Here is a 15,329-nt window from a genome sequence, read left to right as displayed (position 1 = left end):
ATTCCGAGGCACGCCACACCCTGGTCAGGCGAGTGAAAGACCAGGTAAGCATATGACATGCAACTGATACATCAGTTGTACTGTAACCCTCATCACAGTGGGGTTCAAGACTGCGGGCGAAGTACGAGCTATGTCCGATTCGGTGAATCCATCGAAGTTGCCCCGAACCAACCCGGCGGCGGGCCCGCATCGATCATTGGATCGGTCGCGTGGGTGAACTGAATCGACCGAATCCCCTCGACATGAGGGATAGGCTGAATATGCACTGACAAACGCGTCGCGTGCGATCGAGGACAGCCCCATGGCCGAGTACGATCCGCAGATGACTCAGCGCGATGTCGTACCCGACATCGCTGGAGATCTCGTGGCTGCCGGATTCACCGATCCGGTGCTGATCGGTCATGGCGGGTTCGGGGCTGTGTATCGCTGTACGCAGCCGGAATTGGACCGTACGGTGGCGGTGAAGGTGCTCACCGATCACCTCGACGAAGAGAATCTCGAACGGTTCGTACGCGAGCAGCGCGCGATGGGCCGATTGTCCGGCCACCCGAACATCGTCAATATCCTCGAGGTCGGCACCACGCCGGGCGGGTTCCCGTTCATCGTCATGCAGTATCACCCACATGATTCGCTGGATGCCCGCATCCGCAAGTTCGGGCCGCTGGCGTGGCAGGACGTGTTGCGGCTCGGGATCAAGGTTGCTGGTGCGTTGGAGACGGCGCACCGTTCGGGCACGTTGCACCGCGACGTGAAGCCGGGCAACATTTTGCTCACCGAGTACGGCGAGCCGCAGCTCACCGATTTCGGTATCGCCCGTATCTCGGGCGGTTTCGAGACGGACGCGGACATGGTCACCGGCTCGCCGGCGTTCACCGCCCCCGAATTGTTGACGGGATCGTCGCCGACGGTGGCTTCGGACATCTATGGATTGGGTGCGACGTTGTTCTGCGCGCTGACCGGGCATGCGGCCTTTGAGCGACGCAGCGGCGAGCAGGTGGTCGCACACTTCCTGCGGGTCGCCGCAGAACCGGTGCCTGATCTGCGGACCGCGGGTCTCCCCGACGCGCTGTCGGAGGCGATCGAGCACGCAATGGCTCGTGAGCCGGGCGATCGACCCATCTCGGTCGTCGAGTACGGCGAAGAGTTGCGCGAGGTGCAGCGCCGATTGGGTGTGGCGGTCGACGAGATGGCGCTGCCGCTGGCGGGTTCGGATGCACCGGTCCTCGGCGGTTCCGAACGTCGTCCGCGGATCTCGATCACGACTGCGCCCCCGACGCCGTCGACCAAGTTTCATCCGCCGTTGCGTCCCCGTACGCAGGTGCCGCGCGCGCGTCTGATGGAGATTCTGCGTGAGGGTGGGCAACGTCGGCTCATCCTGATCCACGCGCCCGCCGGCTACGGGAAGACGACGGTGGCCACGCAGTGGGGCGAGGAACTGCGGGACAACGGTGTCATCGTGGGGTGGCTGACGGTCGATGACGACGACAACGACCTGGCGCGATTTCTCGCCAACCTGGTCGAGGCGATCCGGCGCGCCTATCCGGCGGTGGTCGGTGACCTCGCCGACGTCGTCGACGAGCATGGCGCGAAGGCCGAACAGTATGTGCTGACCTCGTTGATCAACGAGATCCATGCCCGCCACGAACATTTCGCCATCGTCGTCGACGACTGGCATCGGGTCACCAATTCCGCATCGATTGCGTCGATGGACTTTCTCCTCGAGCGTGGCTGCCACCACCTGCAGTTCATCATCACGAGTCGATCGCGATCCGGGCTGCCGATCAGCCGCATGCGCGTCCAGGACGAACTCGTCGAAATCGACATCGCCGGCTTGTGTTTCGATGCCGCGGAAGCGCGGTCATTCCTGCATGACTGTGCGGGACTGGAACTGCGCAACGACGAGGTGGCCGACCTGCGTAACTCGACGGAGGGCTGGGTGGCCGCGCTGCAACTGGCGTCGGTGTCCTTGCGCGGTTCGGACACGCCCGCGGAACTGATCAGCCACATCTCGGGACGCCACCACGCGATCGGCGACTTTCTGGCCGAGAATGTGCTGTCCACACTCGAACCCGATGTGCTGCACTTTCTGCTCACCGTGTCGTTGCCGGAGCGGATCTGCGCCGGCTTGGCGACAGCACTGAGCGGCGAGTCGCGCAGCCAAGCGCTGCTCGAGGACGTCGAGGCACGAGATCTGTTCCTGCGCAGGGTGGATCAGGACGGCGACTGGTTCTCCTTCCATCCCCTGTTCGTGGAGTTTCTCCGTCGCCGGCTCGAACGCGACCAGCCGGACGCGGTCGCCGCGCTGCACTCGACGGCGTCGGTGTGGTTCGCCGAGCACGGCATGGTGGCCGAGGCGGTCAATCACGCGCTGGCATCCGGCGACACCGCTCGTGCCGTGACACTCGTCGAGAAGCACGGGCAGTCGCTGATCGAGCACGCGCACATCGCCACCTTGCTCGGAATGGTGGACAAGCTGCCGGGCGACGCCGTGACGTCCAGTGCACGCATGCAATTGCTGGTGGCGTGGGCCAATGTTCTCCTGCATCGTAACGAGCTTGCCAACGCGGCGCTCGCTCGCGTGGCCACGGCGCTGGCGGGCATGCCGGCCGAAGACGCATCGGTGCCCAAGATGCGGTTGGAGGCGCAGGTGGTCGACGCATGTGTGCGGGCCACCTCCGATGAGGTCGGGGTCCTCGACGACATGATCGCGGTGGTTGTTGAACAGTCGGATACGTTGCCGCCCTTCGCTGTTTCCGCCATCGCGAATGTCGCGACGATGAATGCCACATTCCGCTTCGACTTCGACGAAGCCCATCGCTGGCAGCAATGGGCGGTGCCCCACCATCAGCAGAACACCGGGCCGTATGCGGTCATGTACGGGTACGCACTCGATGGGGTCGCCTACTTCGAGGAACTGGACCTCGATCGGGCCGAAGAGTGTTTCCGTAACGCCCTGCGCGTCTCCACCGGGACAGGGACGGCCACCAAATCGCAGGCTGCGCGCCTGGCGTGCGCGGTGCTGGCGGACGTGCTGTACGAGCGGGGCCGCGTGGACGAGTCGATTAGATTACTCGACGAGAGTTTCAAGCTCGGGGCCACCGAAGGCGTCATCGACATGATCAAGGCGCGCTTCATCATCGGTGCACGTCTTGCGTTGATCCGTGGAGATCGCATTGCTGCTGCGTCACTTCTTGACGACGCGGCTGACATCGCCGATCGCCTGGACGCCGTGCGGCTACGGGCCTTCGTCGAAGCCGAGTACTCGGTCCAAGGACTCCCCGCCAGACGCGGTTTGCGACCTCGGGTGGATTTCGCCACCCGGCCGCATCCGACCCTTGGTGTTCCCGCGCTCGTGGCGCAACTCGAGTCCGGAATTGCGATCCGATTCCTGCTGGCGGAGGCCGATACAGCCGGTGATGTCGATGCCGCGGCGAAACGTGACATCGCGTGTCGATGGGCGCAAGAATGGGTCGATCAACTCGCCGATACCGGGCGCGAACGAGCGAAACTGCGCGCCGAACGGCTTCTCGCGGTCTGCCTATCGGCGGCCGGCCGAACCGACGAGGCCAGGCGGCATGCTGCGCACCTGCTTGCGCGGTGCGAGGAGGTGGGGATGGTTCGCTACCCGCTCGACGGTGGGCCGCGGTTCCGCCGCCTCGTCGAGGAGATCAGATCGGACCTGTTGGCCGGGCGGTGGGTCGACAGCGTCCCCGCGCCGTCGACCCAATTCCTCGACGAGGTCTTCGGCAGCGAATCCCACACCTGAGGGCCTACCCAGACACCGTGTCTACGGGCGGGTCAACGTCAGGATGCTGATCTCCGGCGGTGCACCCACGCGGACCGGTGGCCCCCAGGCACCCACGCCGCGGGTGGTGTAGATCGTGGTGTTCTCGATCCGGTCGAGGCCCTGCAGCGTCGGCTGTTGCAGCGTCACGAGATAGCGGATCGGCCACATCTGGCCGCCGTGCGTATGGCCGGACAACTGCAGGTCGACGCCGGCGTCGGAGGCGTCGAACGCCTGCAATGGCTCATGAGCGAGCAGCAGTACGAACCGGTTCGGATCGCCGCCTTTCAGCGCCACATCAAGGTCGGGCTCGTACGGGGCGGGTGCCGTCAGATCATGTACGCCCGCGACGTCGATGGTGGCGCCGTTCGTGTTGACCTCCACCCGCTCGTTCCGTAAGGACTTGACGCCCAGGCGGTCCCACACGTCGAGCCATTTACCGCCGTCGTCGGCGTAGAACTCGTGGTTGCCGCTGACACCGAACACCCCCAATGGTGCGGAGAGCTCGGCGAGGGGAGCGAGGTCATCGGCCACATATCCGACAGTGCCGTCGATGAGATCCCCGGCGATCACGATGAGGTCCGGCTTCTGCTCATTGACCTCATCAACGACGCGCTGTGTGAAGGCGCGTCCGCGCGCCGGTCCGACGTGCAGGTCGGAGATCAGCGCGACACGTGTGCCGTCGAACTGCTGGGGCAGTCGGGCCAGCGGGATCTCGGTGTGGGTGACCCGCGGCCGGGCGGCCTCAGCGACCCCGTAACCGACCGTCACGACCGAGGCCACCACGACGATCGCCGAGCCGATCTGAATCGTGCGGCGGCGCAACGTGTCGACACCGGCCCGCTTCTCGGAGCCGCGGATTCGCCCCACCAGGCGCAAGCCCAGCGACAAGAGACCGATCACGATGATCCCGAGGGCCAGGTAGAAGACGACACCGAGCCACACCCAGCCCGCAAACGCGGGAGCACGTGCCCAGGAGGGGTCGAGCACGACGCCGCTGCCGGCACCGATGATCGCGAGGACGTAGAGGATCAATAGCGTGACGTCGGCGATCGTCGACCAGGGACGAGGCATCCGTGTGGCGCGGACCAATCTGCGGTGCAACCAGAATGTGATGAGGGCAAGCACCACGGCCATGACGATGGGCATCAAGGTGCTCATCCCTCGCTGGAGTCGTCGAGTGCGCGGTCGAGTTGGCGTGCGAGTGAACTCCACTCGCCGAGTTCGTACGACACGATGATCGACACGGGCGAGAGGAGTACTACCAACAGACACGCCCACAGCGGCCACCCCACCTCGGCGAGGATCGCTGCGACCACCGGTGCCGCGAACGCGACCACGTGCGCCGGGTTCCGGGACGCAGCACCGACCAGCCAGGCATGGATCAGGAAGACCCCGGTCATGAAGATCAGCACGGGGACACTGATGGAAAGGATCGCAGTCACCGTGCTCACGTGATAATGGTCGTCATAGACGTACCCGAGGACGTGCAGTCCCGCACCGACCGCGGCGATGGCCGCGAAGACGATCAAGTGTCCGTACGCCCACGGGATGACCTTGACGCGGTGCATGTTCAAGACCGGCCCGGACGGCAGAAGGAAATATGTCCACCACAGGGCGAACGAGGTGAGGATGCCGGCACCGATCACGACGACCGAGTCGACACTCCAACCGCTTTGTCCGGAGATGACATCCGCCGCGGCCAGAGTGCCCGTCACGGTCTCGCCGATTGCGATGATCGCCAGCAGACCGTAGCGTTCGGCGATGTGGTGGGGGTGCCATGGTGTACCGCCATTGCCACGGTGGATACCGACTTGTTCGGCCGTGATCGGGCCCGCGAGGTCGATCACCCAGAAGACCACGATGAACACAAGGGCGGCGGGCAGAGACAACGGCAGCAGGATGAAGGCGACCCAACCGCACTGGGCGACACCGACGGTGATCACGTTGGCGAGGGCAAGGGCTCGGTGATCGCGGTCGTCCGATGCCACGCGTAACCACTGCCCGATCACAGCCACGCGCATCACGACGTACCCGGCGACCATCACGCCCCCGGTGAAGTGTTCGCCCTCTTCGATCGAGGCGAACATGTCCGGAATGCCGATGGCGAGGATGATCACGCCGGCCATCTGGACGAGCGTCAGAACTCGGAACAACCAGTCGTCGTTGTCGAATGCGGATGCGAACCACGTGTAGCTTGTCCATGCCCACAGGATCGCGAGCATGGCGATGGCGAATGCGGTTGTTGCCGTGCCGGTGTGATCATCGGCGATGCCGTGAGCGAGTTGTGAACCCGCGACCGCGAATGCCGTGACGAAGGTGAGGTCGAAGAAGAGTTCGAGAACACTGGCGCCTCGGTGATGTTCATTGATGTCGCGGCCGGTCATGCGGCGCAGCCCATGACGGTAGTACTCCTGGCCGGGCGTCATCGTCGAACGCGTGCTGTCCTTCGAGTCCATGGGGTCGATTCTTCCGAATGCGTCGTGAACAGTCAGCGCTTGCCATCGGCGGGTCGCGCACCACCATCGGCAACGAGGGAATCTGTTTCCTTGGTCGCAGTCAGGCTCGACAACAGGCGCAGCGATTGTTCTGACGACGACCCCGGCTCGGCCGTGTAACCGATCATGGCCAGTCCCGTCGCGCTGGTGAGATCGAGAACCTCGAACTGCAACGTCAGTTCGCCGACGTCGGGATGGATGAAGTGTTTGGTACCGCGACGGTGTGCCTTGACCCGTTGTGCGGCCCAGCGGGCTCGAAATTCGTCGCTCTTGGTGGCCAGTTCGCCGATCAGGCCGGTCACCGCTGCAGAGTCCGGTGATCTCGCGGCCTCCACGCGTAGTAAGGCGACGGCGTCGTCCGCCGATCGTCGCCAGTCGGGGAAGACTTCGTCGGCGCGAGGATCCAGAAATGTGAAGCGGGCGATGTTCGGTGGTGCAGAGCCGGCTCGCGTGTAGAGCGGTCCGTACACGGCGCGACCCAGCGCATTGGCGGCGATGATGTCGAGGTGACCGTTGATGACGATCGCGGGGGCCGTCATCATCGCGTCCATCAGGGCCTGGATCGTGCTGGGTACCTTCCGCCCGGCCCGGGCCGGGGATCGACGCGGACCACGCTTCGTGGTCGCGGCCCGGACCAGATCGAAGAGGTGTGACGTCTCCTCGTCAGTGAGTCGCAGCGTCGAGACGATGGCACCGAGTACCTCCTCGGAGACGCCGTCGACGTGGCCTCGTTCGATCTGTGTGTAGTACTCGGTGCTCACTCCGGCGAGCTGGGCCACCTCTTCGCGGCGGAGGCCGGGTACACGGCGGCGTCCGCCTGGCGGCAGGCCGACCTGATCGGGTGTGATCTCGGCGCGCCGGGCCATCAAGAAGTCTCTGATGTCCTTCGCGATCTGCATGTGGACAGCCTAGGGACAGGCGGACCCGGATGGGGAGGGTCTGGTGGTAACCCCATCCGGGTCCGCTGCGATGGCGAGATCAGGCGATCGACATCTCGGGTTCTCGGTCGAGGGATTGCTGGCGCGTCAGGAGCGGGACCACGGCGACCAGCGCCGCGCCGATGACCGCCGGGATCGCGAAGGCGTAGAAGCTCCACTGCACGCCCAGGCCGGCGTCGAGAATGAATCCGGCCATGGCCGGCCCGGCCATGGCACCGATGCGCCCGATACCCATGACGACGCCGAGCGCCGAGCCGCGGAAGGCAGACGGAAAGTTGTCGGCAACGAAGCCGTAGAGCACCGAGTTGGTGCCGGTGCCACCGATGCCTGCACCGAGGATCGCGAGCATGACCCAGCCGGTGTCCATCTTGTTGCTCAACGCCAGCAGCGAGATCACCCCGACGATGAACAGTGAGCCGACGACACGTGCGCAGCCGACCCGGTCGGCGAGATAGGAACCTGCGACCGCCCCGATCACCCCACCTGCTTGTAGGAGCAGCATGAACGTCAACGCCGAGCCGAGCGCGTACCCCTGTTCCCGCATCAGGGCAGGTGCCCAGGTGTTGAGTCCGTACACCACGACGTTGACGCAGATGCTGATCACTATGAAGATGAGCAGTCGGGCAACCAGCGGGCGGCGGAAGAGGCGACGCAGACCAGGCGTATCCGTGCTCGAAGCCGCTTCAGCACGGACGGTAGCGGCGATGCTGTCGTAGTCGAAGCCGTATGACTCGGCGAGCGCACGGCCCTGCGTGTCACGACCCCGGCCCGCAAGGTATCCGACCGATTCCGGCAGCCGGAAGTACATGATCGGGATAAGGACGACGAACGTGATGCCGAGTCCGAACAGCACGCGCCAGTCGTGGTGCGGCAGCAACCACATCGCGGCCAGCGCAGCGATGATGCCGCCGAAGGAGAAGCCGGTGAGCATCGACGCGTTGTACAGCTGGCGACGATTCTTCGGCGCGTACTCCATCGTCAAGGCAACCGCGGAGGGTACAACGCTGCCGATGCCGACACCGGTCAGGAATCGCGCGACACCGAACATCTCGACGTTGAGCGACACCGCCGACAGCAGTGAACCTGCCGAGATCCACGCGACGCCGATCAGCATGAGCTTGCGACGCCCGATGCGATCGGTGAGCGGGCCGGCCGTGAGGAACCCGACCATCAGGCCACCCAGGGTCCACGTGCCGATCAGGCCGGCTGTGCCGTGGCTGAGCTGCCAATTCGGTTCGTCAAGGATCTTGGGAAGTGCGGCGCCGTAGATGACCATGTCGTAGCCGTCGGCGACGATCGTCAAGAAGCACAGGATCGCAACGGTCAAGCCGCTGCGAGATCGAGTCTGGGGCATGGTCACGACATTTCCTCCGGGGATTGTTGAGTGGCCGTGTGATGGCTTGCGCAGCGCGGGAGTGCTGCGACCTAGGTCACATTATATGTTATGCATAATGCTGGCAATGATGAGCCGGGAGGTTATCGATCACCGAGAAACCGTCTCCGGCGCCGCCGGTCGAATAGGTTTCCAGCCAAGGGCAACATCTGCTGGTCGAGTAGGTTCCGAGCTTGCCTGGCGGCTCGTCGGCGACTCGACCGGCGGTTGGGGCAGTGCGAGACAGGGGCCACCAGTACCCCCTATGAACAGCATCTGCCTGCTGCGCCCCGAGATGGGCAACATGGTTGTCGGCAGCCGAGAGACCTCGGACACTGACACGATCTCAGGAGCACCGACGTGGATGCAGTCTCATTTCCCAACGGCCCGATCAGCATGGCGGGCAACCTCTTTCTCCCTGCGGACTTCAACGCGAATGGCAGCTATGCCGCGTTGGTGACGGTTCATCCGGGCGGTGGGGTGAAAGAGCAAACCGCGGGCCTCTACGCGACCAAGTTCGCCGACGAAGGCTTCGTGACCCTCGCCTTCGACGCCTCGTTCCAGGGCGAGAGCGGCGGCGAACCCCATCATCTCGAGGATCCGTACGCCCGTGTCGAGGACGTGCGCGCGGCCGTCGACTACCTGCAGTCACTGGACTATGTGGATTCCGGCCGGATCGGGGTGGTCGGCATCTGTGCCGGCGGCGGCTACGCCATCAACGCCGCGACGACCGATCATCGGGTCAACGCCGTCGCCACCGTGAGTGCACTGAACATCGGTACCGCGTGGCGCGAGGGCTGGTATGGGCTCGACCCGGACTCGGCCGCCGTGCCGATGCTCGACCAGGTCGCGCAGCAGCGCACCGCCGAGGCCGAAGGCGCCGACGTGGCGACCGCACCATATGTGCCGGCCGAGCCGGACAGCGACACCCCGTACGACCTCGCGCAGGCATCGGAGTACTACCTGACTCCGCGGGCCCAGCACCCGAACGCGCAGAACAAGTATCTGCTGTCAGCGAGTATCCCCCGCATCATGGGCTTCGACGCGTTCAACCTCGTCGAGGACCTGTTCACCCAGCCGGTCATCATGGTGGCGGGCAGCGAGGCCGGATCACTCTGGCACTCAACGGAACTGCACGCGAAGCTGAACAGCATCAAGAAGCTCGTGGTTGTCGACGGCGGTACGCACATGGACTTCTACGACGTGCCCAAGTACGTCGACCGCGCGGTCAGCGAGATCACGCCATTCCTGTCCGAGCACCTGGGCGCCGAGTGACGAACAGCAGTTGCAGATGCTGTCGTCCTCGGTACTGGCGGTGATCAATGACTGGCGATACATTATGTATAATGCGAAACGCGCCGCCAGAGGAGGTCTTGATGAGTGAGAAGCAGTCCGTGCACACCGCCCGGGTCGTGGTGTCAGGAGTCGATGCAGCGCACCGGTCGACGGTGGTCAGCGATGGTGACACCGCGACCTGGGCGAAGCGCCCGGACGGCTCACTGGTCATGGATCTCTGGCGGACCGAAGCGCTGCCGGTTCGAGTTGGCGCCGACAATACGCTGACCGGCGAGGTGGTCGATGTTCCGCGGGGCGGTCTGGTGGTGCGCATGTGCACGTTCGCGCCCAACAGCGACATGGACGCGGCGGTTTATTCGGCTGCGATCGCGGACGTATACGGCGAGCAGCCGGAGTCCGGCGACGTCGACGGAGTCCCGGGTATGCATCGAACCGATTCTGTCGATGTCGTGACTGTCGTCTCCGGAGAGATCTATGCCGTGCTCGAAACCACGGAGACACTCCTGCGTGCCGGGGACAGCTTTGTGCAACGCGGCACCGTGCACGCCTGGCACAATCGGTCGGGAGCGCCGGCGACGGTGGTGTCGACGATGATGGCGGCGCACAGATGACCGAACAGGCCTCGGCTGCGCAGCAACTCGTCGGTGGTATCACGCCCAAACTTGCCGATCTCACCGACGCGGTCCTGTTCGGCGATATGTGGGCGAGGAAGCAGCTGTCACCGCGCGACCGCAGCCTCGTCACGGTCGCCGCGTTGATCACTGCGTACCGGCCGGATCAGCTGCGGTCGCATCTGAAACGCGCGCTCGACAATGGTGTGGCAGTTGACGAACTGAGCGAGGTCGTGACACATCTTGCGTTCTACGCGGGCTGGGCGAGTGCGGTCAGTGCGGCCGTTATCCTACAAGAGGTGGTCGCACAGCGCGACTGATCGCGTGGCACGAAGGGGATGTTCGTGAGGGCTCCGGCACTCTTCCATCGCATTGATCAGGACGGACGGGAAGTATTCATTCCCCAATCGCTTGCCGCGAGCGGTTGGGGATCCGACCACATGCGGGGTATCGCGACCAGTGGCGCTTTGGCGCGGGCCGTCGAGCAGACGCTTGCAGGACTTGATCGTGACGAATTACGTCCTGTCCGTTGGACACTGGATCTATTCCGGGTGGCCCGAATGGTGCCGTCCGCAGTTCGCGTCGACGTCGTTCGACTCGGTCGACGGATATGTCTGCTCGACGCCGCGCTCATCCAGGACGATCGGCCCGTCGCGAGGGCAAGCGCGCTGTGCCTTGCCGCCGGCACCAATCCCGGCGGCACGGTCTGGGCGCCGGGTCGAGTTCCGGAACCGCCTGCTGGTGACGTTCTCCGGCCGGATGAGGCGGAGAGGTTGTATCGCAGCGGCGCCGAGCGGTGGGTACCGCCGCGTGAGGCACCATATGACGTGAGGCAGAAAGTGCTGTGGCAGTTCCCGATCCCCGTTACTGATGATGCCGATCCGACGCCATTCCAGATGGCGGCGTGCGCGGCCGATCTCGCCAGTGCCACCACGAATCTCGGGACGGCCGGGCTGGAGTACGTGAACGCCGATGCCACGATGACGGTCGGACGAATGCCGAGTGGCCTCGAGATCGGTCTCGAGGCCACCGACCGTGTGGAGTGCGATGGGATCGCGGTGGGCACGGCCCGGATGTTCGACCGCTCCGGCGTCTTCGGCACGGTTACCGTCAGCGCGCTGGAGAATGCGGCCCACGCAGTTGACCTACGGCAACACGGGCACGGAATCTGATTTCGGTACAACGTGTTCTGAGCTCACTGCGGAACGCCGCCGACCAAGCGCGGGCACCATCAGCGCCGAGGTGCCCGCCGCGACGGCCAGCGGGATGACCGTGAACAGATAGAGCTGGCTCGGAGTGATCACCGACAGTGCGAATCCGGCGATCGCCGGTGCCACGATCGCACCGGCGCGACCCACGCCGAGCATCGTTCCGTAGCCCTTGGCGCGCGCCAGAACCGGATAGGCGAGTGGGATCATCGCGGTGTATCCGCACATCGCCGCGAAGACGGCAACACCGAGGGCGGCGGCGAAGATGTACGCCGATGCGTGGGGGAGCAGCAGCGCGAAGCCGAGCAGCGACACTATGGTGGCCGAGGAGAAGATCCAGGTCATCGTGCTCGCCTTGTAGCGCAAGCCCAGAACTGCGAAAGTGATGGCGCCGACGAGGGTTCCGAGGCCCACGATGAGCCCCGCCGTCGCGCCGGTACCTTTGTCGCCGGTGGCATCGGTGATCAGCTGCGGAGTCCAGGTACCGATGAAGTTGAACGCGGCTGCCAGCATCGTGTAGCCGACACAGAGCAGAACGGTGCGCACCCACAGTTCGCGGCCCAACAGTGCAGGAGCTGTCTCGGTTCGCTGGGTGGGTTCGGCAACGGGTGCGGTGGTGCGTGTGCGGAACGCTGCGGATTCCGGAATGCCGAGATAGGCGGCGACCAGGGCGATCATCGAAGCAGCTGCACCCAACCAGAACAGGGCGTGCCAGTTCTCGCCGACCAACGCGACAATGGACACGCTTCCCAGCCCGGCGAGCGTGGTCCCCAAGGGATACCCGACCATCACGAGCCCGGTGGACAGGCTTCGGTGCGACGGCGGTGAACTCTCCTGCGCGACGACAACGATGACCACACTGATCATGCCGACGCCCACGCCGGTGATGAATCGTGCCGCCATGAGCATCTCAGCGTTCACCGACAGCGCCGAGATACCCAGTCCGACAATGTTGATCAGGATGCCGGCGAGCCCGACCGCACGACGACCGACGACGTCGGCGAACCGCGCGAGCCCGATCGCGCCGACCGCCATGCCGACCAACGCCAGGCTGATGATCAGCCCCTTCTGGCCGTCGGTGGCGAAACCAGCCGGGAGGTGGGGTAGTGCGAATCCGATGATGAACAGGTCGAAGCCGTCGATCATGTTGATGAACATGCACAGGATGACGATGCCGAAGGCTCGGATTCCGATGCGGGACTGCGGCGATGGCAGGCCTGGGTCGGCGGTGGTGAATGAGTTCATGGTTGGTCCTCAGGGTCAGGCGGTGTGGTCGGGGGTCAGCGGGAGTAGTAGGTCGTCGACGACATCGACGCTGTGTTCGAGTTCGAGGACGTGCTTGAGGATTGATTCCTGGACATCGATGCTCACCGGGAACACCGAGTAGGGGACGCACAGGCGGAACTTGTCGATGAAGTCCTGCTCGCTGAACGGGTTGTCGGGATGGCCCTTCACATAGACGTGTTCGGTGTCGATCTGCCGGCCATCGCGGAGTGTGGTGTGCACACGCGCGCCCCAGTCCGACACGGCCGGCACCTCTTCGGCGGTGATCCGGGTCATCAGTTCCCGAACATCGGTACGTGCTCGCGATTGCACGCTGTACGAGTCGAGGAAGACCTGCTGGTCGAAGGCGGCCGTCGCCACCGCGTAGGGCAGGCTGAACTGGCACTCGGGAACCGTCTGGGGATCCCATTTGCGGTCCAGCGGCTCGCAGACCGCTCGCCACCCCGACGTCGACACCTCGATGTGGATGCTCGCGATGTCGTCGGCGGAGAAGTCGTGATCGTGCATCTGCCCGATGATGCCGTCGATCGAGGAATGGGAGAAGTAGCACGCGCTGTAGCCCTTGGTCGTGATCCGGGTCATCTCCCAGTGCTCACCGAGGCCCCGCGTCAGCGCGTCAGGGTCGGTCTCCCAGTGTGCGGTACGCAGGAAGCCGTTGGGGCCCAGCAATACCGACTCCCGAGGTCCGGTGATGCCCTTCTGCGCGAGAAGGCATGCGGTGATCGCGGACTGACAGACCAGGCCGTGATGGACGCGGACCATGAGTGTGGCCGGAGCGTAGATGCCCATGGTGTGAGGCTGGGTCATGGTGCGGGCGATGCCCTGGGCGTTCTCGAGCTGTTCGGCCGATAGTCCGATGAGCTTGCCGACGGCCGCTACCGCACCGAAAATGTAGTGGCCGCCGCAGTCGTTGGACTTCACCGCGGTACTGATGACCTTGTAGGCCGATCCGATCCGGATGAGGATCTCTTGTCCGACCACCAGAGCGGCAAGAAAGTCCTTTCCGCTCAAACTTTCCCGTAGTCCCGTGGCAGCGAGCAGACTCGCGACGATGTACTCGCTGATGTGGCCGGCCTCCTCGTGGAGATCACCACAATCCATGGCGCGTGGCATCGGCCCGATGGCGAGTGCGGCGTCCGCGGCCGGAACCCGCCCGCCGTAGAAGGGCAACGGAGTCTGCTCGATACCACCCTTCTCCTTCACCAGCTCGACGATCTCCGGGATGCCGTCCATCCCCGACCCCCCGATCATTACGCCTATGGCGTCGAGCAGGGTGTGCTTGGCATGGGTGATCACCTCGTCGGGAAGATCGTCGTAGGTCGTCTCCAGTGCCATCCGGCAGAGCGTCGACATCGGATCTTCGGAGTTCTGGATGGTGAAAGCTGTCATGCTGCGATGGTGTGGCATCCGTCACGACCGCAACACCCGGTTTCTCGATCAGCGAGAAGGCTACTTCACCTCGGTCGCGTGTCGCAGGCGCTGCTTGAGCAGCGTCACCTCGGGGTCGGTCACCTGGCGTGCAGCACCCGACCGCACGGCGCGCGCGATACCGCGGGCGGTAGTGTGCATGGCGGGCAGAAGGTCCGACGGCACACCCACCTCAGAGGGCTTGGTCACCGACAGCGCGGCAAACGCGGTGCCGTCCTCGCGGAGGATGGGCACCGCGACCCCGGTGGAATCCAGGTACATCCAGCGCGGGAGGACTGCGTGGCCGACGCGGCGGGCGTCATCGACGATGCGTCGCAGTTCACCGCGGTCGACCACCGTGTGCACCGTGAATAGGGTGACCTTGCAGGTCTCCAGGATCTGGGCGCGGACATCGGGTGGGGCGAAGGCGGTCAGGACGATCCCGGGGGATGACGCCAGTGCCGGCAGCCGGACCCCGGGTTGGGTCACGTTGGTGGCGCTGGGCCGTCGCGGCGTCAAGGTCTCGACATTCACCACGTCGTTACGGTCGAGAACCGACAGCAACGTCGGCTCGCCGACCACGGCCAGCAGGTCCTCCATATACGGAAGTGCGATGTCGCGGAGGTTCAACACTGGTGTCGAGCGTGCCGCGATCTCCCACAGGCGCATCCCGATGCGCAGCGTGAAATCCTTGTCGCGCTCCAGAATTCTGGTGCGAACCAGTTCGTTGACGATGCGGTGGGTCGACGGCATCGGGATGCCCGTGCTGCGCGCGATCCCGGATGCGGTCATGGGGGTGCCGGCGTTCTTGAGAGCCTCAAGCACCTCGATCACGCGATCTATCATCGATTCATTGCGCGCTGTCATCGCATTCACCCTGCTCCCGTCAAGCTTAGACACGCCCTGGACGCACGATAATGCACTATGTATT

12 protein-coding genes are annotated in these 15,329 nt (G+C 64.7%); 5 read left to right on the top strand and 7 right to left on the bottom strand.

Features of this window, described 5'->3' with window-relative positions:
• The first annotated feature begins 301 nt into the window (after positions 1-301).
• Positions 302-3,766 (top strand): protein kinase domain-containing protein, encoded by a 3,465-nt coding sequence (locus ACVT6V_RS29520; protein WP_489897596.1) that lies wholly within the window; start codon positions 302-304, stop codon positions 3,764-3,766.
• Positions 3,767-3,787: 21 nt separating this feature from the next.
• Here ACVT6V_RS29520 and ACVT6V_RS29515 read toward each other — a convergent pair whose 3' ends face one another.
• The 4 genes from ACVT6V_RS29515 to ACVT6V_RS29500 form a co-directional block, all read right to left on the bottom strand.
• The gene (locus ACVT6V_RS29515; protein WP_489897595.1) at positions 3,788-4,933 is read right to left on the bottom strand and encodes a metallophosphoesterase; all 1,146 of its coding nucleotides are present in this window, start codon (positions 4,931-4,933) and stop codon (positions 3,788-3,790) included.
• 8 nt (positions 4,934-4,941) lie between these two features.
• Positions 4,942-6,243 carry a low temperature requirement protein A gene (locus tag ACVT6V_RS29510; protein WP_489897594.1) on the bottom strand — a complete coding sequence of 434 codons (1,302 nt, stop codon included), beginning with the start codon at positions 6,241-6,243 and terminating at the stop codon, positions 4,942-4,944.
• A 32-nt stretch (positions 6,244-6,275) separates the two neighbouring features.
• Positions 6,276-7,181: a helix-turn-helix transcriptional regulator gene (locus tag ACVT6V_RS29505; RefSeq protein ID WP_489897593.1), complete on the bottom strand. Its 906-nt coding sequence runs from the start codon at positions 7,179-7,181 to the stop codon at positions 6,276-6,278.
• 79 nt (positions 7,182-7,260) lie between these two features.
• Complete coding sequence (locus ACVT6V_RS29500; RefSeq protein WP_489901063.1) at positions 7,261-8,574, bottom strand: MFS transporter; 1,314 nt, start codon at positions 8,572-8,574, stop codon at positions 7,261-7,263.
• 378 nt (positions 8,575-8,952) lie between these two features.
• Here ACVT6V_RS29500 and ACVT6V_RS29495 point away from each other — a divergent pair, with 378 nt between their 5' ends.
• The 4 genes from ACVT6V_RS29495 (at position 8,953) to ACVT6V_RS29480 (ending at position 11,671) form a co-directional block, all read left to right on the top strand.
• Positions 8,953-9,867 (top strand): alpha/beta hydrolase, encoded by a 915-nt coding sequence (locus tag ACVT6V_RS29495; protein ID WP_489897592.1) that lies wholly within the window; start codon positions 8,953-8,955, stop codon positions 9,865-9,867.
• A 101-nt stretch (positions 9,868-9,968) separates the two neighbouring features.
• Positions 9,969-10,499, top strand: a complete 531-nt coding sequence (locus tag ACVT6V_RS29490) for a cupin domain-containing protein (RefSeq protein WP_489897591.1) — start codon at positions 9,969-9,971, stop codon at positions 10,497-10,499.
• Positions 10,496-10,819: a carboxymuconolactone decarboxylase family protein gene (locus tag ACVT6V_RS29485; RefSeq protein WP_489897590.1), complete on the top strand. Its 324-nt coding sequence runs from the start codon at positions 10,496-10,498 to the stop codon at positions 10,817-10,819. The genes ACVT6V_RS29490 and ACVT6V_RS29485 overlap by 4 nt, the downstream gene beginning before the upstream one ends.
• A gap of 18 nt (positions 10,820-10,837) precedes the next feature.
• On the top strand, positions 10,838-11,671 hold the full coding sequence (locus ACVT6V_RS29480; protein WP_489897589.1) for an acyl-CoA thioesterase domain-containing protein: 834 nt from the start codon (positions 10,838-10,840) through the stop codon (positions 11,669-11,671).
• Here the strand turns inward: ACVT6V_RS29480 and ACVT6V_RS29475 are convergent.
• Genes ACVT6V_RS29475 through ACVT6V_RS29465 form a run of 3 tightly spaced genes read right to left on the bottom strand, consistent with a single transcriptional unit; the run spans position 11,645 to position 15,232 of the window.
• Positions 11,645-12,952 (bottom strand): MFS transporter, encoded by a 1,308-nt coding sequence (locus ACVT6V_RS29475; protein ID WP_489897588.1) that lies wholly within the window; start codon positions 12,950-12,952, stop codon positions 11,645-11,647. The genes ACVT6V_RS29480 and ACVT6V_RS29475 overlap by 27 nt on opposite strands.
• A 15-nt stretch (positions 12,953-12,967) precedes the next feature.
• Positions 12,968-14,380: an MmgE/PrpD family protein gene (locus ACVT6V_RS29470; RefSeq protein ID WP_489897587.1), complete on the bottom strand. Its 1,413-nt coding sequence runs from the start codon at positions 14,378-14,380 to the stop codon at positions 12,968-12,970.
• A gap of 60 nt (positions 14,381-14,440) precedes the next feature.
• Entirely contained in the window at positions 14,441-15,232 is a 792-nt protein-coding gene (locus tag ACVT6V_RS29465; RefSeq protein WP_489897586.1) for an IclR family transcriptional regulator, read from the bottom strand.
• Between the last annotated feature and the right edge of the window lie 97 nt (positions 15,233-15,329).

The organism is Gordonia sp. LMA167 (assembly GCF_058130025.1).
This window is presented reverse-complemented; position numbering and strand designations above follow the sequence as displayed.